The organism is Pseudonocardia bannensis (genome assembly GCF_012911875.1).
Classification (GTDB): Bacteria; Actinomycetota; Actinomycetes; order Mycobacteriales; family Pseudonocardiaceae; genus Pseudonocardia; species Pseudonocardia bannensis.
In genome coordinates this window covers 40,266-60,422 of sequence record NZ_JAAXKZ010000002.1, presented here as the reverse complement: position 1 = coordinate 60,422, position 20,157 = coordinate 40,266, and the positions used below count along the sequence as shown (strand labels likewise).

At 71.8% G+C, this 20,157-nt stretch carries 22 protein-coding genes; 16 read left to right on the top strand and 6 right to left on the bottom strand.

Annotation, left to right across the window (positions count from 1 at the left end):
- The first annotated feature begins 97 nt into the window (after positions 1–97).
- The 4 genes from HF519_RS01095 (at position 98) to ygiD (ending at position 2,906) form a co-directional block, all read left to right on the top strand.
- On the top strand, positions 98–694 hold the full coding sequence (locus tag HF519_RS01095) for a patatin-like phospholipase family protein (RefSeq protein WP_211169354.1): 597 nt from the start codon (positions 98–100) through the stop codon (positions 692–694).
- Complete coding sequence (locus HF519_RS32105; RefSeq protein ID WP_169409657.1) at positions 691–1,710, top strand: 1-acyl-sn-glycerol-3-phosphate acyltransferase; 1,020 nt, start codon at positions 691–693, stop codon at positions 1,708–1,710. Before HF519_RS01095 ends, HF519_RS32105 begins: the two co-directional genes overlap by 4 nt.
- Before the next feature lie 80 nt (positions 1,711–1,790).
- Positions 1,791–1,931, top strand: coding sequence for a DoxX family protein (locus HF519_RS01085; RefSeq protein ID WP_169409702.1), 141 nt, complete (start codon positions 1,791–1,793; stop codon positions 1,929–1,931).
- A 114-nt stretch (positions 1,932–2,045) separates the two neighbouring features.
- Positions 2,046–2,906 carry a 4,5-DOPA-extradiol-dioxygenase gene (gene ygiD / locus HF519_RS01080; protein ID WP_312859827.1) on the top strand — a complete coding sequence of 287 codons (861 nt, stop codon included), beginning with the start codon at positions 2,046–2,048 and terminating at the stop codon, positions 2,904–2,906.
- A gap of 53 nt (positions 2,907–2,959) precedes the next feature.
- Here the strand turns inward: ygiD and HF519_RS01075 are convergent, their stop codons facing one another.
- The 5 genes from HF519_RS01075 to HF519_RS01055 all read right to left on the bottom strand — a co-directional run bounded on the left by HF519_RS01075 (position 2,960) and on the right by HF519_RS01055 (position 8,292).
- On the bottom strand, positions 2,960–3,751 hold the full coding sequence (locus HF519_RS01075) for a histidine phosphatase family protein (RefSeq protein WP_169409701.1): 792 nt from the start codon (positions 3,749–3,751) through the stop codon (positions 2,960–2,962).
- A gap of 102 nt (positions 3,752–3,853) precedes the next feature.
- Positions 3,854–4,927, bottom strand: a complete 1,074-nt coding sequence (locus HF519_RS01070) for an LLM class flavin-dependent oxidoreductase (protein ID WP_169409700.1) — start codon at positions 4,925–4,927, stop codon at positions 3,854–3,856.
- A gap of 118 nt (positions 4,928–5,045) precedes the next feature.
- On the bottom strand, positions 5,046–5,576 hold the full coding sequence (locus HF519_RS01065; RefSeq protein ID WP_169409699.1) for a flavin reductase family protein: 531 nt from the start codon (positions 5,574–5,576) through the stop codon (positions 5,046–5,048).
- Positions 5,560–7,038, bottom strand: coding sequence for a 4-hydroxyphenylacetate 3-monooxygenase, oxygenase component (hpaB, locus tag HF519_RS01060; protein ID WP_169409698.1), 1,479 nt, complete (start codon positions 7,036–7,038; stop codon positions 5,560–5,562). The genes HF519_RS01065 and hpaB overlap by 17 nt, the downstream gene beginning before the upstream one ends.
- Before the next feature lie 234 nt (positions 7,039–7,272).
- On the bottom strand, positions 7,273–8,292 hold the full coding sequence (locus tag HF519_RS01055; RefSeq protein WP_169409697.1) for a methyltransferase: 1,020 nt from the start codon (positions 8,290–8,292) through the stop codon (positions 7,273–7,275).
- A gap of 372 nt (positions 8,293–8,664) precedes the next feature.
- Between HF519_RS01055 and gnd the strand changes: the two genes are divergently transcribed.
- From gnd to HF519_RS01035, 4 genes are all read left to right on the top strand, one after another.
- Positions 8,665–10,125, top strand: a complete 1,461-nt coding sequence (gnd, locus tag HF519_RS01050; RefSeq protein WP_211169353.1) for an NADP-dependent phosphogluconate dehydrogenase — start codon at positions 8,665–8,667, stop codon at positions 10,123–10,125.
- A gap of 215 nt (positions 10,126–10,340) precedes the next feature.
- Positions 10,341–11,609 (top strand): LLM class flavin-dependent oxidoreductase, encoded by a 1,269-nt coding sequence (locus tag HF519_RS01045; protein ID WP_169409695.1) that lies wholly within the window; start codon positions 10,341–10,343, stop codon positions 11,607–11,609.
- 52 nt (positions 11,610–11,661) lie between these two features.
- Positions 11,662–12,753, top strand: coding sequence for an LLM class flavin-dependent oxidoreductase (locus HF519_RS01040; protein WP_169409694.1), 1,092 nt, complete (start codon positions 11,662–11,664; stop codon positions 12,751–12,753).
- Positions 12,746–13,612 (top strand): LLM class flavin-dependent oxidoreductase, encoded by an 867-nt coding sequence (locus HF519_RS01035; RefSeq protein ID WP_169409693.1) that lies wholly within the window; start codon positions 12,746–12,748, stop codon positions 13,610–13,612. The genes HF519_RS01040 and HF519_RS01035 overlap by 8 nt, the downstream gene beginning before the upstream one ends.
- A 7-nt stretch (positions 13,613–13,619) precedes the next feature.
- On the opposite strand, the gene HF519_RS01030 is transcribed toward HF519_RS01035, so the two are convergent.
- Complete coding sequence (locus HF519_RS01030; protein WP_169409692.1) at positions 13,620–14,363, bottom strand: GntR family transcriptional regulator; 744 nt, start codon at positions 14,361–14,363, stop codon at positions 13,620–13,622.
- Positions 14,364–14,479: 116 nt separating this feature from the next.
- On the opposite strand from HF519_RS01030, the gene HF519_RS01025 reads away from it, so the two are divergent.
- The 8 genes from HF519_RS01025 (at position 14,480) to HF519_RS00990 (ending at position 20,141) form a co-directional block, all read left to right on the top strand.
- Complete coding sequence (locus HF519_RS01025) at positions 14,480–15,421, top strand: 3-carboxyethylcatechol 2,3-dioxygenase (protein ID WP_169409691.1); 942 nt, start codon at positions 14,480–14,482, stop codon at positions 15,419–15,421.
- A gap of 32 nt (positions 15,422–15,453) precedes the next feature.
- On the top strand, positions 15,454–16,068 hold the full coding sequence (locus tag HF519_RS01020) for a cysteine hydrolase family protein (protein ID WP_169409690.1): 615 nt from the start codon (positions 15,454–15,456) through the stop codon (positions 16,066–16,068).
- Positions 16,065–16,925 (top strand): alpha/beta fold hydrolase, encoded by an 861-nt coding sequence (locus tag HF519_RS01015; protein ID WP_169409689.1) that lies wholly within the window; start codon positions 16,065–16,067, stop codon positions 16,923–16,925. The genes HF519_RS01020 and HF519_RS01015 overlap by 4 nt, the downstream gene beginning before the upstream one ends.
- The gene (locus tag HF519_RS01010) at positions 16,925–17,209 is read left to right on the top strand and encodes a YciI family protein (RefSeq protein ID WP_169409688.1); all 285 of its coding nucleotides are present in this window, start codon (positions 16,925–16,927) and stop codon (positions 17,207–17,209) included. Before HF519_RS01015 ends, HF519_RS01010 begins: the two co-directional genes overlap by 1 nt.
- Before the next feature lie 143 nt (positions 17,210–17,352).
- Entirely contained in the window at positions 17,353–17,847 is a 495-nt protein-coding gene (locus HF519_RS01005; protein ID WP_312859826.1) for a GNAT family N-acetyltransferase, read from the top strand.
- A 75-nt stretch (positions 17,848–17,922) separates the two neighbouring features.
- On the top strand, positions 17,923–18,294 hold the full coding sequence (locus HF519_RS01000; protein ID WP_169409687.1) for a twin-arginine translocation signal domain-containing protein: 372 nt from the start codon (positions 17,923–17,925) through the stop codon (positions 18,292–18,294).
- Positions 18,295–18,414: 120 nt separating this feature from the next.
- Positions 18,415–19,647 carry a YncE family protein gene (locus HF519_RS00995; RefSeq protein WP_312859825.1) on the top strand — a complete coding sequence of 411 codons (1,233 nt, stop codon included), beginning with the start codon at positions 18,415–18,417 and terminating at the stop codon, positions 19,645–19,647.
- On the top strand, positions 19,644–20,141 hold the full coding sequence (locus HF519_RS00990; protein ID WP_169409686.1) for a DUF2127 domain-containing protein: 498 nt from the start codon (positions 19,644–19,646) through the stop codon (positions 20,139–20,141). The genes HF519_RS00995 and HF519_RS00990 overlap by 4 nt, the downstream gene beginning before the upstream one ends.
- Positions 20,142–20,157: the final 16 nt, after the last annotated feature.

Here is a 20,157-nt window from a genome sequence, read left to right as displayed (position 1 = left end):
CCGGGGCTGAGGAGCGCCACAGCGCGTCCAGCCGGACGCGCGTGCGGTCTTCGGCGCCGGCACGGTCCGCCGGCTGCACGAGCTGGCCCGCAGCGGGGTGGCCGCGCACCCGTCGGGTCCGCTGCGCCGGGTCCTGGGCGCGGAGCTGGGCGAGCTGCGCATCGAGGATCTACCGGTGCGGTTCGAGTGCTGCGCCGCCGACATCGAGGACGCGGCCGAGCACTGGTTCGACCGCGGCCCGGTCGTGGAGGCCGTGCTGGCCTCCGCGGCCGTGCCCGGACTGTTGCCGCCCGCCGTCGTCGACGGCCGCCACTACCTCGACGGCGGCCTGGTCAACAGCATCCCGCTCGGACGGGCCGTCGACCTGGGCGCGCAACGGGTGTTCGTGCTGCACGTCGGCCGGGTCGACCAGCCGCTGCGACCGCCGCGACGGCCCTGGGAGGTGGCGATGGTGTCGTTCGAGATCGCGCGCCGGCACCGGTACGCGCGCGACCTGGCCGCGGTGCCCGAAGGTGTCGAGGTGCACGTGCTGCCCGCGGGGGAGGGTGCAGCGCCCTCATGGGACAGCCGGGCCGCGCTGCGTTACCGAGACGTCGACGGTGTCGGGCAACGCATCGCGGGTGCCCATCGGGCGTCGGTGGAGTACCTGGCGGCGCACCTGCCGGCCGGCGACCCTGGCCGGGGTGTTTCGTGAGATCCCTCCTGCAGCGCGGGCTCCCGCCGCGCTGGTTCCGCCGGGTCGTGCTCGCCCCGGTCGTGCTCGGGGTGACCGTCGCGGTGCTGTTCACCCTGCCGGTGTGGTTGCTCGTCGCCGCCGCCGTCTCGCCGCTGCTCCCGGGCCGGCTGCGTGCGCTGCGGGTGCTGTGGGTGGCGGTGGTGGCGCTGCTGCTGGAGAGCGCGGTGCTGGTCGCGTTGTTCGCGCTGTGGTTGCTCGCGGGCTTCGGGCTGGCGGTGCGCACGCCGCCGTTCCAGTACCTGCACTACCAACTGGTGGGCTGGTACCTGCGGGTGCTCTTCCGGGAGGCGGCCCGGGTGCTGCGGTTGCGGGTGGAGATCGAGGGTCCGGACCCGGACGAGTACCTCGATCGCCCGCTGCTGGTCTTCTGCCGGCATGCGGGACCGGGCGATTCGTTCCTGCTCATGCACGCGCTGGTCAACTGGTACGCGCGGGAGCCGCGGATCGTGCTGTCCGGGGCGTTGCAGTGGGACCCAGCGCTCGACGTCGTGTTGAACCGGCTGCCCAACCGCTTCCTGTCCGGCGGCGGGGACGAGACGGAGCGCCGGATCGGCGAGTTGGCCACCGCGCTCGACCACAACGACGCGTTCGTGATCTTCCCGGAGGGCGGCAACTTCACCGAGCGGCGCCGGCTCGCCGGCATCGAGCGGCTGCGGGTCCGGGGGCTGGAGGAGATGGCGCGGCGCTCGGAGCGGATGCGCCACGTGCTGCCGCCGCGTCCCGGTGGGGTGGCGGCCGCGCTGGCCGCGGCCCCGGAGGCCGACGTGGTCTGGGTGGCGCACGCCGGGCTCGACCACCTGTTCACGGTGGCCGACATCTGGCGGGAGCTGCCCCTGGACGGGAGCGTGCGGATGCGCTGGTGGCGCGTCCCCGCGAGCGAGGTGCCGACCGGTCGGGAGGCCCAGGTGGACTGGCTTTACCACTGGTGGGAGCGCATCGACGACTGGGTGGACAGCACGCGCGAGCTCCCGTGATCACGTCGGATGACGATCCACCCGGTTATGTCAACTCTCATGCTTTTCGGTCTACGCTGTTGAGTGTTCAAGTCCGGCGCGTGCCGGACCCCACGTTCGACGGCGCGATCAAGGCCATCGGCGCCCTCGAGATACTGGCCGCGATCGGTCTCGTGCTGCCGTGGGCGACCGGGATCGCGCCGGTGCTGACCCGCTGGCGGCGCTGGGCCCGGTGCTGTTGATGGTCGGGGCCGTGGTGCACGCCCGGCGCAAGGAGTTCCCGATGCTCGGCATCAACGTCGTGCTGGCGGTTCTGGCCGCTGTGGTCGCCGTCTCGCGGTTCTAGGCTGCACGATGTGACCTCCCCGAGCATGCCGGCGGCGTTCATCGGCCACGGCAGCCCCATGAACGCGCTCGAGCGGAACCGCTACACGGAGTCGTGGCGTGCGCTGGGCGCGACCATCCCGCGCCCGCGGGCGATCGTGGTCGTCTCGGCGCACTGGTACATCAATGCCACCGCCGTCACCGCGATGCCGCGGCCGCGCACGATCCACGATTTCTACGGGTTCCCGCCGGAGCTGTTCGCGGTGGATTACCCGGCCCAGGGCGCCCCGGAGGTCGCGGAGGAGCTGTCGGAGATCGTCAAGCCGACCTGGGTCGGGATGGACGAGGACAGCTGGGGCCTCGACCACGGCACGTGGTCCGTGCTGGCCCACATGTTCCCCGAGGCCGACATCCCCGTGGTGCAGTTGTCGATCAACGGCGTGAAGCCGTTCGACTACCACCTCGAACTGGGCGCGAAGCTGGCGCCGCTGCGCGACAGCGGGGTGCTGGTCGTCGGCAGCGGCAACGTCGTGCACAACCTGGGCGGCATCGACTGGCGGCTCACCGACACCGGCTTCGACTGGGCCCAGCGCTTCGACGAGGCGGCCAGGGAAGCCATGACCAGCGATCCGGATGCGGTGCTGCGGCTGCAGAACTCACCGGACTTCCGGGCCGCGGTACCCACCCCCGACCACTTCATCCCGCTGCTCTACCTGGCCGGACTGGCCGGTGCGTCCGGGCGCCCGGCCGACGTGCTGGTGGACGGGTATGCCTACGGGTCGCTGTCCATGACCGCCTACACGCTCGACCTGCCCGGGCCGGTACCGCGGCACGGTCCCGGACCGGCGGGTGAGCTGCCGCCGGACGTCCCGCCGGACAACACGAACACCTGACGCCTCGTGGGTGGATGACACCGTTCGACCGGTGTCATCCACCCACGGGCACGTCAACGCCCGAAGGACTCGAACCAGGCGCGGTCGATCCACGGCGGTGGCTGCGGCGGCACGTGCATGTGCACGACGTGGTCGCGGTAGGTCACCGTCGCCGAGTCGTCGGGCCGCACGCGCACCCGGATCTCCTCGAGGTTCTCCGGCTCCCCGGGGTCGCTCCCGATCGCCGTGGCGATGAACGCCCGCATCGGCGCGGAGTGCGTGCACACGACGGCGACCAGGTTGTCAGGGCGGTCCGCGCCGAGCGTCGCGATGCCGCGCCAGAACCGGTGCGCCGCCACGTGCGGCGGTTCGAAGTACAGCGTCGGGTTGTGCAGCCAGTACTCGATCGGCCCACCCGCGAAGGCGCGGTAGTCGGTGTCGAACCGGTCGTACTCCGCAGCCCAGTCCGGCAGTTCACCGTCGGGCAGCCCCAGCCGCGTGGTCACCGCGACCGAGGTGTCGACGGCCTCGCCGTGCAGGTTGAAGCGCAGGTTGTCGAACCACGGCTCGGGGTAGAGCGGGCCGATCTCGATCCCCTCCACCGCCTCCCCGCCGAGTGCCTCGACGAGCGTGGCCCGCACGGTCACCGCCGTCGCGGTGCCCCGCGCGGTGCGCGCGTGGGGCATCCGGACCGTGGTGCCGGGCTTGAGCTCGGCGGCCAGCGCCGTGCCCCGGGCCCGGGCCTGCTCCTCGCCGAGCGGGGTGAGACCGTGATCGGCGTCGTAGCCGACCGTCTCGCCGTGTCGTAGCAGCACCACGTCGTACTCGCCGTGTCCCGGCTGCCCTGCACCCTGCCCTGAACCCACGTCCGCCTCCACTGCTCGACCGGTCCCCGAACCTACGGGGCCCGACCACGAAGATCGGCGAGGTGTGCCGGAATCCGGAACGCCGTTCCAGTGCTCGGCGGGTCAGGCGCGGGCCAGGATCGACGATCCGATGTCGGCGATGTCGCGCTCGGCCGTGAAGGGGTTGGACAGGAACACGCTCATCATGTCCACCCCGGCCTCGAGCATGCCCTGGCTCTTCTCCCAGATCTCGTCCGGCGACCCGTAGAGGCACCAGTAGTCGCACAGTTCCTTGGTGATCAGCGACCGGTGCGCGGGGTCGAGCCCGCGCAGGTACTTCGCCCAGGTCTCCAGGTAGTGCGGCGGGTCAGCGGCGTTGGGGTCGCCGAGATAGGCCATCGCGGCCTGCGTCGTCGCCTCCACGATCTGCGGGTCGAGCTCGGAGGCGTGGGCCTGCATGAACCCGACGTTGGTCAGGCACGAGCTGATCGGCCCGGAGCCGAAGCCGGAGTCGACGGCGTCCTCCCAGGTCTCGCCGTTGCGCAGCTGGTAGAACCAGCTCACCGCGACCAGCTTGACCGAACCCGGGGCGCGCCCCGCGTCGGCAACGGCCTTGTCCAGTTCGCGGCGCACCAACTTGATCATCTCGGGGTCCGGCCCGAGGCAGTAGGCCACGTAGTCGGCGTAGCGCGCGGCCACCTGGATACCGCGGGGGCCGCCGGCGGCCATCCACACCGGGATCGGATCGGCGAAGTTGTACCAGTGCCCGTTCGGGTCCAGGAACTGCAGCTCACGCTCCTTGCCGCGCCAGGTCTCGGTCACTCGCTCGCCGGCCATCAGGGCCGTGCTGACCCGCAGCGCATCGTCCAGCTCGGCGATGGTCGCGGGCGAGTGGCCCATCGAGCGCAGTGCGTTGTTCGCCGTCCCGATGCCCATGAACACCCGTCCCGGCGCCAGCGCGTTGAGGGTGGCGTGGGAGTTGGCGGTGACGGCCGGGATGCGGGTCAGCGGGTTGGTCACCCAGGTGCCCAGGTTGATCGACGTCGTGTCGCGCGCGGCGAGGGCGAGGAACTGGTAGGGGTCACTGAACAGCAGCGGGCCCTCGCCCGCGCCGAAGTGGGTGACGCCCACGTCCTCCGCCTGCTTCACGATGCCGACCTGGTCGATCTTCGCGCACGATCCGATGAAGAACTCCATCACTGCTCCTTTGCGGTGGTGGTCGTGGGAACGGTCGTCGGTGGTGGCGTCAACGCGCACCTCTCGACGGGTGGGACGCGCGGGCTCCCCGAAGCCTCGGCGCGGAGGGGACGGCGGATCACCAGGGAGCGGAGAGCAGCCATTCGTGCGGGGCGGTCGCCCCGGCGCGCCGCCAGTCCGGCCCGGGCAGGTCCAGGAACGCGCCCTGGGCGTAGAGCAGCGGTTCGCCGTCGTGCACCCGCAGCCCCTCCACCCGCCCGACGACGATCACGTGGTCGCCGCCGTCGAGCAGTTCGTGCCGGGCGCAGTCCAGATGCGCGATCGCGCCGTCCAGGTGCGGGCCGTAGCGGCCGGGGGAGTGCGCGACGCCGGTGAAGCGGTCGGGCACCGGGCGGGTGAAGTCCCGGGCCAGTTCGGCCTGGTCGGAGGCGAGGATGCTCACCGCGTAGCCGGGCGCCCCGGCCAGTGCGTGGTGCATCGCCCGGTCCCTGTTCAGGCACACCAGCACCAGCGGTGGGTCGAGTGACAGCGAGCAGAACGCGCTCACCGTGCACCCGACCGGCCCGCGGTCCGGGGTCGTCGCGCTGATCACGGTGACCCCGGTGGCGAACTGCCCCAGTGCCCGGCGGAAGTCAGCCGGCTGGATCATCGCGGTGTGACGTCGGGTCACCCGCCAGGGCCAGAGCCCGGTCGACGAGCGCGAAGCAGGAGTCCTTGTCGTAGCTCAGGTAGTTCATGGCCAGGATCCGGACCGGGTCGCCGGCGTAGTAGCGCTCGTACTGCAGCGCGCGCTGGCCGAACGCGTCGCCGCACAGGTCCCACGCCAGCTTGTACAGCCGGATCCGGTCCACGGCCGACATCTCCGCGCCTCGGTAGTAGCGCGCGACGTCCTCGGCGATCGGGGAGTCGAAGTCCTCGGCAGAGGGCATCATGAGCAGCCCGCCGGCGCCGAGGGTCTGCAGGATCTCGACGAGCTTCGGGTACTGGGTCGCCAGCAGCACCCGCAGCGTCTGCAGCGAGTTGAACCGGGGCCGGACGGTCCCGGTCGCCGTGGTCTCGTACTCGGCCTCGGCCGCGACGATCAGCGCGTGCGCCTGCTCGACGGCGGCGATGCACTCGCCGAGCTTCTGCTGCACGTGCAGGAAGCCGTCGATCTTCACCGACTGGCTCAGCTTCATCGCGAGCCCGGTCACGAACTGGAGCTTGACCAGGCCGCGCACCCCGGTCTGGTGCGCGGTGTGCTGTCGCAGGTTGGTCTCGGCGTAGAGCGCGTTCGCCAGCGCGACGTCGCCGTGCAGGAACACCCGGTCCCAGGGCACGAGCACGTCGTCGAACACGACGAGGCAGTCGGCCTCCTCGAAGTGCGAGGACAGCGGGTGGTCGAACGGATGCCGGGTGCCGTCGTCGAACGGGGCGCGGGAGATCAGCCGCAGGCCCGGGGTGTCGATCGGAATCGCGAAGCAGGCGGCGTGGCGCTCGTCGCCGGGTCGCAGGCCGGGCAGGCTGTAGATGATCAGCTCGTCGGCCATCGGGGCGAGCGTGGCGAGCATCCGGGCCCCGCGCACGACCAGGCCCTCCGCGGTCTCGGAGACCACGCCCATGTGCAGGAACTGCTCCTGCTGCTCGGACGCGGTCTTGGAGCGGTCGGTCTGAGGGGTGATCAGCGCGTGGGTGAGGAACAGGTCGTTGTCGCGGACGTACTCGTAGTAGCGCGCGATGTTGTCCGCATACCGCTGCCCGAGCCTGGCGAACACCCCTGGTGACTCGGTGAACGCCATCAACGTGGTGTTCAGGAAGTCCGGCGAGCGGCCCATCAGGCCCAGCGTCGGCTCCGCCCACGCCCGGTACGCGGCGCGCCGGAGGGCGAGGTCCTCGGGCGTCCGGCAGGGCAGGAAGGCCCGGCCGACCGGGGCGCCGTCAGGGCCCGGGCCGGTGAGGACGGAGGCCAGTTCGGGGTCGTGCTGCATGTCGTAGAGCCGGGCGATCTGCTCGATCGGCCGTCGCAGCGCCGGATGCGCGGTGACGTCGTCGACGCGTTCGCCGCGCAGCCACACCTCTCGTGGGTGCTTCTGGAGGTTCTCGATGTACTGCGCGCCGGTGCGGACGGGCATGTCCCGGTCCCCTTCTCCTGCAACTGGAATGCTAGCGTGCCGACAGACCGTAACCTGCGTCACGCACGAACGGCAAGAGAGCCCGGCCGGGCGGAACCGGGCAGCGGGCGCGCGACCGCCAGGGGCCGCGTCCCGGTCCCGGTGAACCGAAGCTCAGGAGCGCATCGCCGCGCTGCGGGACGGGCCCGGTCCGCAGCGGCGCCGCCGGCTTGTCCCGCAGGGGTGCCGCAGCGCTCAGTCGCCGGCGCGCACGGCCTCGATCACGCTGACCGCCGACGCCGTCGGCACGATCCGGGTCATCTCGAGCCCGACTCCGGCCAAGAGTTCCCGGTACTCCTCGCCGGTGCGCTCCTGCCCACCCACGAGCGCGAGCATCGCCAGGTCGAGGAGCTTGCCCGGGTGCGGTTCGTCGCCCTCCGGAAGCACCATCTCGACGATCAGCACCCGGCCACCGGGGGCCAGCGCGTCCCGGCAGTGGCCCAGGATCGTGCGGCAGGCGTCGATGTTCCAGTCGTGCACGATGTGCGAGAGCAGGTAGGCGTCCGCGCCGGCCGGCACCCCGTCGAAGAAGCTGCCGCCGGCGAGATCGCAGCGCCCACCGAGGTCCGCGAGGTGCTCCCGCGCCTGGACGAGCACGCTCGGCAGGTCGAACAGGGTCCCGCGCAGACCCGGGTTCGCCTCCAGCACCGTGCGCAGCATGGTCCCGATCCCGCCGCCGACGTCGACGACGTGCCCGACGCCGCTGAAGTCGTAGGCCTGCGCGACCGCGGCCGGTTCGGTGCCGTGGATGCTGATCATCATCCGGTTGAAGGAGGCGGCCTCGTCCGGCCGGGAGTGCAGGTGGTCGAAGAAGGGCTCGCCGAACTCGAGGTCGACCCCGGGCCGCCCGGTGTCGACCGACTCGGGGAACCGGGCCAGCGCGGCCGACACCGACGGGCCGCACATCGTCAGGACGAGGTCGCGGGCCGCGCTGGGGTGCCCGGTGCGCAGCGTCTCCCCGAGCACGGTGAGAGCGAACCGGCCAGAACCGTCGGTGCGGAAGTAGCCGGCGGCGGCGAGCGCGCGCAGCACCTGGTGCATGGCGTGCGGCCGGGCCCCGGTCGCCCCCGCGATCTCGGCGGAGCCGAGCGGACCGGAGGCGAGCAGATCGGGCACACCTCGCTCGGTCACGGTGAACAACGCCCGTGCAACCAGGCCGCTCATGGCGAGATCGAGGACCGGGGCGTGCGTGGGAGGCGCGGGCATCGTTGCCATGACGCGATCGTATGGACCACGAGGGCGCCGGCCACCGCGTACGAGCGGAACCGCACGATCGGGTACCTACAGGGGTCCGGCGGCGGGCCGGGGGCGGCCTCGTCCCCCGTCCGTGCCGGGTCGACGCGATGATCTATGAGAAGGACGACGACGGGTCGGGCCGCCCCGCGGGCCCACCGAACCGGACGGGCGGTACCGACCAGCACGAAGAGCCCGGAACGCCGATCCGGATCACATCTGGAGCACGGCTGCGTGGGCTGACCGGCGTCGTGGGCGTGCAATGATCGAGCCGGCCTCGCTACGTGACCGCAGCGTCGAGTGCCGGGGTCCGCGGGGCCCGTGAAAGCCGATTCGAGCAGTGAGGGAGTGTCGATGACCGCCTCGACGACGCCGACGACCGGACAGAGCCGCATCGGGGTCACCGGGCTCGCCGTGATGGGGGCCAACCTGGCCCGCAACATCGCCCGGCGTGGCGTCCCGGTGGCCGTCCACAACCGGACGAGCGCGCGCACCAAGGAGTTCATGGAGGAGTACGGGGACGAGGGCGCGTTCACCGCCGCCGAGAACCTCGCCGACTTCGTGGCTGCGCTGGAGCGGCCGCGGCGCATCATCGTCATGGTCAAGGCCGGCGCTCCGGTCGACGGCGTGATCGAGGAGCTGTCCCCGCTGCTCGACGCCGGCGACATCATCATCGACGCCGGCAACTCGCACTTCGCCGACACGAAGCGCCGTACCGAGGAGTGCGCCGAGCGCGGCCTGCGGTTCATGGGCATCGGCGTGTCCGGCGGCGAGGAGGGCGCGCTGCTCGGGCCGAGCATCATGCCCGGCGGCGATCCGGCCGCCTACGCGGAGGTCGAGGAGATCCTGACCTCCATCGCCGCCGTCGTCGACGGCACTCCGTGCTGCACCCAGGTCGGGCCGGACGGTGCCGGTCACTACGTGAAGATGGTGCACAACGGAATCGAGTACGCCGACATCCAGCTGATCGCCGAGGCCTACGACCTGCTCCGCAGCGTCGCCGGGCTCGATGTGCCGGCGATCGCGAAGATCTTCGAGGAGTGGAACTCCGGAGACCTGGAGTCGTTCCTCATCGAGATCACCGCCAAGGTGCTCGCCAAGACCGACGAGAAGACCGGGGAGCCGCTGGTCGACGTGATCGTCGACCAGGCCGAGCAGAAGGGCACCGGCACCTGGACCGCGATCGACGCCCTCCAGCTCGGAGTGCCGCTGACCGGCATCACCGAGGCGGTCTTCGCCCGCGGGCTCTCGGCCCTGCGCGACGAGCGCAAGGCCGCGTCGACGACGCTCGCCGGGCCCACTCCGGGCGGCGGCGCCGACGAGACCGACCTGGTCGACGACATCCGGCAGGCGCTCTACGCGAGCAAGGTCGTCGCCTACGCGCAGGGCTTCGCGCAGATGCGGGCGGCGTCGGCGGCCAACGGCTGGGACCTCGACCTGGGTGCGATGGCCACCATCTGGCGTGGTGGCTGCATCATCCGCGCGCAGTTCCTCAACCGGATCCGGGACGCCTACGCCGAACACCCGGACCTGGACAACCTGCTGATGGTGCCCTACTTCACCGAGGCCGTCGCGAACGCGCAGGACGCGTGGCGCAGGGTCGTGGTGAAGGCGACCGAGCAGGGTGTCGCGATCCCGGCGTTCTCCTCGTCGCTGTCCTACTACGACGGCTACCGCCGCGAGCGCGGCCCGGCCAACCTGATCCAGGGGCTGCGGGACTTCTTCGGCGCGCACACCTACCGGCGTACCGACACCGAGGGTGCGTTCCACACCCGCTGGGCACAGGACGGCGCCGAGGTCCGCACCGACGCCTGAGCCCCCGCACCGCCGGTGCCGGAAAGCCGCTGTCCCGCCGTCCGCCGGTGGGGCAGCGGCTTTCCGGCCGTTCGGGGTCGGGTCCCGCGCGTGCGCTCGCGCCAGGAAACGATCACCCGTCGCAGGATTCTTGACAGTGATCCGGGGCACGTGTTGCATCTGGCATGCTAGGAGGCCAATGGGGGCCTTCTGACGCTCCCGGAGGTTCTTCCACGATGAGGTTGGGAACGTTCCTGCTGCCCAGCGCGGCGGCGACGCCGGAGGAGTTCCGTCGCGGCTACGCCGGCGCGAACCCGAACTTCTACCAGCGGGCCCTGTTCGAGAACGCTGCCGTCCTGCGGCAGCTCGACGATCTCGGGTTCGACTTCGCGGCGTTCTCCGAGCACCACTTCCATCTCGAGGGTCTCGAGATGTCGAACAACCCGATCCTGCTGGGCTCGTGGGCCGCCGGGATCACGAAGAAGCTGCGCATCGGCCAGATGGCGACCGTGCTGCCCGCGCGGAACCCGATCCTGGTGGCCGAGGACCTGGCCATGCTCGACCACTTCAGCGGCGGCCGGATGTTCGCCGGGTTCGCCCGCGGCTACCAGAGCCGGCACGTGACGACGATCGGGCAGCGCAACGGTGCCGTCGCCACCTTCGCCACCGACCCGGAGTACGCGCAGCACGACGCGATCAACCGCGAGCTGTTCGAGGAGTCCTACCAGGTCGTCCGCGGGCTCTGGGAGAACCGGGAGTTCTCCTTCCAGGGCAGGCACTGGCAGGTGCCCCCGTCCGGGATCGCCTGGGACCACCCCGGCACCCGGGTGATGGCGCCCGCCACGGTCGGGGCGGACGGGGAGCTGCAGAAGATCGGCATCGCGCCCAACACGCTGCAGGATCCGTCCACGATCGAGCTGATGGTGCCGTTCACGCTGAGCCCGAACACGATCCGCTGGGCGGCGCGCGAGGGCGGCTGGCCGATCATCTTCTCCCCGATCGAGCAGACGGTGAAGGCCTGCCTCGACGCCTACCACGACGAGGCGCGGCAACGGGACCCGTCGATCGGCTGGGGGCGCAACGTCGGGCACTTCCGCGAGGTCGTCGTGGCCGACACCGACGAGGAGGCCTTCGCGATCGGCTCGGACGCGCTCGGCTTCATCTGGCCGGAGTGGCACGACCACTTCGGGTTCAACGAGGCCCTGCGCTACCCCGGAGAGGAGGGGTCGATCGCGAACACCTACCAGACCATGGTCGACCGCGGGTACTCGATCACCGGCTCGGTGGACACCGTGGCCCGCAAGCTCGAGCAGGCGATCGAGATGTTCGGCATCGAGTTGCTCGTGCTCTGGATGGGCGTCGGTCCCGCGCCGATCGACAAGCTGCTGCGCAGCAACGAACTGCTGGTCGAGCAGGTGCTGCCCAAGATCGGTATCAAGCTGGACCGTTTCGAACCGACGCTGCGCCCTGAGTTCGCCACCCCGAGGTGGACCGAGACCCCCTGACCGTCCAGTCCCGTCCGTCAGTCCGCACTGCCCGGAGCGCAAAGGAGCGTCCATGGTCAAGAGCTGGATCTTCGACATCTTCAACTACCCGTTCGACCCGGACCCGGAGAAGTTCGACCCGGCGAAGTGCGCCGAGCTCTACGACTGGCACTTCGAGTCCTGGCTGAAGGCCGACGACCAGGGCTTCGACGGGATCTTCTTCAGCGAGCACCACTTCACCGCCTACAACGTCAGCCCCTCACCCAACCTGCTGGTGGCGACGGTCGCGAAGCTGACGAAGAACATGCGGCTGGGCGTGATGGCCAACATCATCCCGTTCCACGACCCGCGCCGGCTCGCGGAGGAGGCGGCGATGCTCGACTACCTCACCGGCGGGCGGCTCGAGGTCGGCCTGGGTCGCGGGGTGGACGAGCAGGAGTTCCTGCGTCAGGGCGTGCCGATGGAGGAGACCCGGCCGCGCTTCGAGGAGGGCATGGAGCTCATCCACACCGCGTGGCACAACCCGGTCTTCAGCCACCACGGCAGGTTCTGGGACTACCAGGACGTCAGCATCTGGCCGCGGCCGCTGCAGCAGCCCAACCCGCCGGTCTGGATCACGGCGCTGAGCCCGGAGACCGTGGAGTGGGCGGGCCGCAAGGGCTACAAGATGGGCCACACGTTCCTGCCGGTCGGCGAGACCAAGGACATGTTCGACCGGTACCGCAAGGCGGCGGCCGATGCCGGGAACTCGACGAGTCCGGACCAGCTCGCCGTGATGCGCAACATCTTCGTCGCCGACTCCGACGAGCAGGCCCGCGACATCGCCGAGCCCGCGCTCGGCCACCTGTTCGCGCTGTTCAAGGAGCACGCGATCTTCGAGGACCTGGACAACGTCCCGGCCGGATACGAGTACTACCAGTCGTTCTTCCGGCCGTTCACGTCCGGCCCGATCAGCTGGGAGGGCCTTATCGAGGCGGGCATCATCTGCGTGGGCTCGCCGGAGACGGTGCGCGACCAGCTGGCCGAGCAGGCGAAGACGCTGCAGTGCGGCAACATCATCTTCTGGGGGTCGTTCGGCACCCTCACCCGCGAGCAGACCCTGCGCTCCTACGAGCTGTACGGGCGCGAGGTGATCCCGGCACTGAAGGGGCTGGAGCTTGGCTGATTCGGCAGGCACGCGCGTCGGGATCGGGCTGCCCGCGGCGATCCCCGGCGCGCGGCCGGGCCAGATCGTGGAGTGGGCCCGGCGGTCGGAGGCCGCCGGGTTCGCCTCACTGGCCACACTGGACCGGCTGGTCTACGACAACTACGAGCCGCTGGTCACGCTCGGGGCGGCCGCAGCCGTGACCGAGCGGATCGGGCTGGGCACCTACGTGCTGCTGGCCCCGAACCGGGGGCCGTCGGCGCTGCTGGCCAGCCAGGCCGCGACGCTCGACCGGCTCTCGGGCGGGCGGTTCACCCTGGGCCTGGGCGTCGGCACCCGGCCGGACGACTACCGGGCCACCGGCGCCGACTTCGGCAGGCGGGGCCGGCGGCTCGACGAGGTGCTCACCGAGCTGCACGAGACCTGGACCGGCCGGCCCGGGCCGGTCCGCGTGGGACCTGCGCCGTCGAACGGCCGGCCGCGGATCGTGCTCGGTGGGCGGTCCGGCCCGGCCCTGGACCGGGTGGGCCGGTTCGGCGACGGCTGGATCGCCGGCAGCACCGGGTTCTTCGCGGAGGGAGCGGCCGCGGTGCGCGCGGCGTGGCGGCGGCATGGCCGTGACGGCGCGCCCCGGCTGATGGCCGTGGCCTACTTCGCCCTGGGTGAGGACGGGGCGCGGTACGCCCGGGAGTACCTGACGGACTATTACGCGTTCGTCGGCGCCGGGGCCGCCGCGGTGGCCGACTCCGCGCTGACCACCCCGGACGCCGTGCGCGACACCGTGGCCGCGATGGGTGAAGCGGGCTGCGACGAGCTGGTGCTCTTCCCGTGCCGGGCCGAGCCCGCGCAGGTGGACCTGCTGGCCGCGGCGCTGGGGTGAGGGCTCGTCAGCTGCCGCTGCGGCCAGCGGCCGGGCCCGCCGCCCTGACCTCCAGCCGGATGATGTCGACGGTGCCCGCGATGTGGGACTCCATCTCGCGGCGCGCCGCGGCGCCGTCCTGAGCACGCAGTGCCTCGGTGATCCGCTCGTGGTCGGCGTGGCGCTGGTCGAGCGCCTCGGACAGCGGGGTGGAGATGCCGGTCGTGTTGATCAGGAAGTCGCTGAGGTCCCACATCCGCTGGCTGGTGGCGGCCATGATCTGGGAGCCGGCCATCTCGTGCACCACGGCGTGGAACTCGCGGTTGTGCACTCGGTAGCCGTGGCTTCGCCGCCCGGGGTCGACCTCCGCGCGCAGCCTCGCGATGTGGTCCTCGACCTGCGCGAGACGCTGCAGCTGGGCCTCGGTGCGCCGGGCCGCCGCGACCTCGGCGATCGTGCCCTCCAGGCCACCGAAGAGCCGGAAGAAGTCGTCGACCTCCTGCGGCGGATAGCTGCACACCTGGCAGCCGACCTGCGGGATGATCTCGACGAGCCCTTCCCCGGACAGCCGGCGCAGCGCCTCCATCACCGGTTGCTTGCTCACCTGGAACTGCGCCTTGAGCGCCTCGACCTGCAGTCGCTCGCCTGCGGCGTAGCCACCTTCGAGCAGCCGCTCCTTGATCTCTTCGTAGACGAGCGAACCGAGGCGCACGGACGACGAGCGGGCAGCACCCGCAGCGGGCCGAAGTCCGGAGCGGTCGCTCATGGTCATCCTGTCAGCCTAACCGGGCGGGCAGCCGGTGGCGCCGCGACCGCGGGCGGAGGTCTTGCCCGCGCTCACCGCCCACCCCTACGATCGTTGGAACGCTAGAATGCTAGGAGCCGACGATGTCCTTGGCACTCTGCACGACCTCGCACACTCCTCTGATGGGGCGGGCCGAACCCGCGCCGGAGGCCGCCGGCCGGGTGGAGGCGGCGTTCGACCGGGCCCGCGCATTCATCGGCGACTACGATCCCGAGCTCGTCGTGATCTTCGGGCCCGACCACTACAACGGGTTCTTCTACGACATGATGCCGCCGTTCTGCATCGGCGCGGCGGCCGAGTCGGTCGGCGACTACGGCCTGCCCAAGGGTCCGTTGCCGGTCGACGCCGACGCCGCGCACGCCATCTCCCGTGAGGTCCTCGCCTCCGGCATCGACGTCGCGATGTCCGAACGCATGCAGGTCGACCATGGTTTCTGCCAGCCCCTGGAGCTGCTCTTCGGATCGATCGACGCGGTGCCGGTGGTGCCCGTGTTCATCAACTGCGTCGCCGAGCCGCTCGGCCCGGTCGGCCGCGCCCGGCTCCTCGGCGAGGCCGTCGGCCGGGCCGCGGTGGCCACCGGCAAGCGGGTGCTCGTCGTCGGGTCCGGCGGGCTCTCCCACGACCCGCCGGTCCCGCGCCTGGACTCGGCGCCGCCCCCGGTCGTCGAGCGGCTGATCGCCGGGCGCAACCCCACCGCCGAGGAGCGCGCGGCCCGGGAGGCCCGGGTGGTCGACGCCATCGCCGCGTTCGCCGCCGGAACGTCGGATCTGATGCCGCTCAACCCGCGGTGGGACCAGGAGGTGCTGGCCGTGCTCGCGTCCGGCGAGCTGGAGCGGGTCGACGACTGGCGCAACGACTGGTTCGTCGAGCAGGGCGGGCACTCCGCGCACGAGGTGCGCACCTGGATCGCGGCGTACGCCGCGCTCGCCGTCGCCGGCCGCTACGAGGTCGAGACCTCCTTCTACGAGGCGATCCCCGAGTGGATCGCCGGATTCGGGCTGACCACCGCCCGCTCGCTCACCTGAGATCTGTCCCCGCAGCATCAGAGAAGGGCCCCATGGAACTCGACCCGCGCCGGACCGCGATCATCGCGGTGCACTTCCAGAACGATGTGATCACCCCCGACGGCGCCTTCGGCGCGCTGTTCGCCGAGCAGGCCACGGCCACCGGCGTGGTGCCGACCACGAAGGCCCTGCAGGACGCCGCGCGCGCGGCCGGAGCCCTGGTCGTCTACACCCGGGTGGCGTTCCAGCCCGGCTACGGCGACCTGGTGGGCAACTTCCCGCTGCTCGCGATGGTCGGTCAGCAGGGCTGCCTGGTCGACGGCACCCCCGCCGCCGACATCGTCGACGAGCTCCTCCCGGCCGCGGGCGACATCGTCGTCACCCATCAGCGGGTCAGCGGCTTCGTCGGCAGCGAGCTGGACGCCGTGCTGCGCGGCCGCGGCATCGACACCGTGGTGATCACGGGCGTGGCCACCAACATCTCGGTCGAGAGCACCGCTCGTTCGGCCGGTGACCTCGGGTACCGCACGATCGTGGTGTCCGACGCGTGCAGCGCGGCCGCGCCGGAGGTCCACCAGGCATCGCTGGAGACCCTCGGCCTGCTCGGCGAGGTCGTCACCGGTGCCGACGTACTGGCCGCGCTGAAGGACGCGGGGGTGCCGGCATGAGCCGGCCGTCGGTCTGGTCCGCGCTGGCGGGCCTCGCGTTCGAGATCCGTTACGTACAGGTCGGCGAGTGGCGGACCCGGGTCCTGGAGGCCGGCGAGGGCGAGCCGCTCGTGCTCATGCACGGCACCGGTGGGCACCTGGAGGCGTACGCGCACAACATCGCGCCGCTGTCGGAGCACTTCCGCGTGATCGCCTACGAGTACCCGGGGCACGGCTACACGACCCACGCCACCCGCGACCTCGAGCTGCCGGACTACGTGGCGCACCTCGACGGCCTGCTCGACGCGCTCGGGGTCGACCGCGCCCACCTGTCCGGGGAGTCGCTCGGGGGCTGGCTCGCGCTCAAGTACGCGGCCGCGCACCCGGAGCGGGTCGGCCGGGTCCTGCTCAACACCCCGGGCGGCACGATGGCCACCCCCGAGGTGATGGAGCGGATCCGCAGCCTGTCCCAGGCCGCCGCCGACGACCCCAGCGAGGAGCGCATCCGGGCCCGGCTGGAGTGGCTGATGGCCGATCCCTCGTCGGTGACCGACGAGCTGGTCGGCATCCGCCGCGCCATCTACGCCCGGCCCGGGTTCGCCCGGTCCATGAAGCACCTGCTGTGCCTGCAGGACCCCGAGATCCGCGCCCGGAACCTGGTCACCGACGACGAGCTGGCCGCCGTCGCCGGACCGGCCATGGTCGTCTGGACCAGCGACGACCCGTCCGGCCCCGCCGCGGCGGGAATGGAGATGGCGGCGAAGATGCCGGACGCCCGCTTCGAGGTGATCTCCGACGCGGGGCACTGGCCCCAGTGGGAGCAGGCCGAGGTGTTCAACGCCCTGGCGCTGGAGTTCCTCACCGGGGGGAAGGCCTGATGGCGCTCTTCGCGGTGGTCTGGCGCTACACCGACGACACGGCGCTGCTCGACCGGGTGCGCCCGATGCACCGGGAGTACCTGCAGGGCATGGTTGCCCAGGGCGTCGTGCGGCAGGCCGGCCCGTTCGGCGACGGATCGGGCGGCCTGCTGATCTACGACGTCGCGGACGAGCGCGAGCTGGCGACGTGGATCGACGGGGACCCGTTCAGCGTGCACGGTGTCATCGCGGAGAGCCGTACCTGGCCGTGGACGCCGGTGGTCGGACCGCTGGCGGCGAGCTGACCGCAGTTCCCACGTCGGACGGCGGCCCGGCCGGGCCGCCGTCCGCCCCGACCGGGCCGAGGTGCTCCACCGTCACGTGGTCTCCGCCCCTGCGCGCCCGGCCCCACACCACACGGCGGTGCGGCGCCGCGTTTCATGGAGGTGTGTCGGTCCTCGAGGTGCGCCATGCCGCGCTGCACGATCCGCTCGTCGCCCCCATGCTCGCCGAGCTCGACCACGAGTACCGCACCCGCTACGGCCCCAGGGCCGGTGCGGAGATGACCCGTTACCCGGCCGCGGAGTTCGCGCCGCCGCACGGTGCGCTGCTGGTCCTGCTCGACGGGGGCACACCGGTGGCCGGCGGGGCGTTCCGTCGCTACGACCCCGACACCGCCGAGCTGAAACGGATCTGGACCAGCGGCGCCCACCGCCGCCGCGGGCTGGCCCGCCGCGTGCTCGCCGAGCTGGAGGCCGAGGCCCGCCGCCGCGGCTACACCCGCGTCTACCTGACAACGGGTCCGCGCCAGCCCGAGGCGACCGGGCTGTACCTGGCGACCGGCTACACCCCGCTCTACGACCTGGCCCTGCCGGCCGAGCAGGTCGGGGAGCACCCGTTCGAGAAGGCGCTGCCCCCACGGGCTGACGCCGGCCCCGGGTGACCGGGCCATCCGTCGGAGAGCCGGTGGCCCGTCAGAGGCGGCGTTCTGCAGGTCGAAGCCGTACGCTGCCCGATCGTGGGCCCCGGTGAGGACACGGCGCCGTCCCGTCGGTCACTGCTGCGGGCGGGCGCGGCGGCCGGGCTCGTCGTGGCCGCGGGCTCCGGGTCTCCCGCGGTGCCGTCCCCGGATCCACCGGCACCGGCCTCCGCCCGGCCCGCCCGGAGTCCGGATCCCGCTGCGGTCCGCACCGGGCCGGCCTCCGAGGCCGACCACGCGCGGTCGGGCCGCCCCGAGGTCGCACGGACCTCCCACGGGGCCGGTGACCTCGACGGCGCGACCGACTACCCCGTCGTGCTGTCCACGACGTCGACCCCCGGGACCTCAGCGGCCCCGGCGCCACGGCCGTTCGGCACTACGTCGCCGCGGCCGGACCCGGCAGCGTGGTGAGCATGCATCTGAGACATCCAGGAACGCTCGACGCGCTCCCCGGGACCCTCGACGATCTGGCGGCCCGGGGTCTCACCCCGGTGACCGCGGGGCACCTATTCGGCTGAGGAGGAACTCTTCGTGTCGGTAACTCTCAGGACGGGATGCCCGCGGGGCGGACGGCCGCGGGCGGGACGGCTGCTCGCCGTCGCGATGCTGGTCGTCGTGATCGGCCTGGCCGGGTGCGCGAACGATGCTCCGGCCGAGCCCGCCGCCCCGCCGCCGTCGGCCGCCGGTGCCGCCGCGGCGCCTCCCGCCGCGCCGGAGGCTCCGCCCGGCCTGCCGGGCATGCCGGCGGTGGCCGACCCGCGCAACATCTACGCCGCGGCCGGGGCGGGGATGCTCTCCGACGCCGCGAAGGCCGCGACGCCGCTGGTGTTCGTGCCGCACACGAAGTCCGGCGAGGTCTGGGTGATCGACCCGGCCACGTTCGCCGTCGTGGGCAAGTACCGGCCGGGCGGCGAGTTGCAGCACGTCGTGCCGTCCTACGACATGAAGACCCTCTACGCGACCGACGACATCACCAACAAGATCACGCCGTTCGACCCGGTCACCGGCAAGCCGGGCGCCGACATCCCGGTGATCGACCCGTACAACATGTACTTCACCCCGGACGGCCGCTCGGCGATCTCGGTGGCCGAGGCCCGCAAGCGACTTGTGTTCTACGACGCGCAGACCTGGCAGGAGCAGGAGACCATCCTCACCCCTGACTGCGCGGGCATCGACCACGCAGACTTCACCCCGGACGGGCGCACGGCGCTGTTCAGCTGCGAGTTCGCCGGCCGGATGGCGGTGGTCGACCTGACGACGCGCACGCTCGTGCGGATGATCGACATGCCCACCCGCAACACCACCATGGGCCCGCAGGACGTCAAGATGGCTCCCGACGGCTCGGTCTTCTACGTCGCCGACAGTCAGCAGAACGGGTTGTGGGTGCTCGATGCCGCGGCGACGAAGGTGATCCGGGAGATCCCGACCGGCCACGGCGCGCACGGCCTGTACCTGTCCCGCGACGCCACCCGGATGTTCGTCACCAACCGGCACGAGGGCAGCATCAGCGTGCTCGACGCCTACACTGGCGCGCAGATCACGAAGTGGACGATCCCCGGCGGGGGCAGCCCGGACATGGGCAACGTGACGGCCGACGGGACGCAGCTGTGGCTCTCCGGCCGCTACGACAACGAGATCTACGTGATCTCGACCAGCGACGGCCGGCTGATCACCAGGATCCCGGTCGGCAACGGCCCGCACGGGCTGTGCGTGTGGCCGCAGCCGGGTCGCTACTCACTGGGGCATACGGGGATCACGCGGTGAGCGACGGCGGGGCGCGCCGGACGGAGCGGCTGTTCCGGTTCGCCCTGCTGATCAAGGGGATCGACGGGGCGGCCGAGCTGCTCGGCGCCCTGGTGCTGCTCTGCGTGTCCGGCGCGACCGTGCACCGCCTCGTCGGTGACGTGCTCAGCCGCGACCTGCTCGGTCCGCCGGACGGCTCGCTGAGCCGGCACCTGGTCGCCGGCACCGCGGAGCTCACGTCGGGTCACCGGACGTTCGCCGTGCTCTACCTGGCCCTGCACGGGGTGATCAAGCTGGCGCTGGTGTGGGCCCTGCTGCGCAGGGTCCTGCCGGCCTACCCGATCGCCGTGGCGGTGCTGGGGATGTTCGTCGGCTACGAGTTGTACCGGGCGACGCGCACCGGGTCGATCCTGCTGCCGATCCTGGCGGTGATCGACATCGCGATCATCGTGATGATCGTCCGGGAGTACCGGCTGCTGCGCCGGCAACAGGCGGACCGGGGCGCCGCGAACTGACGACGCACCCGGCCGC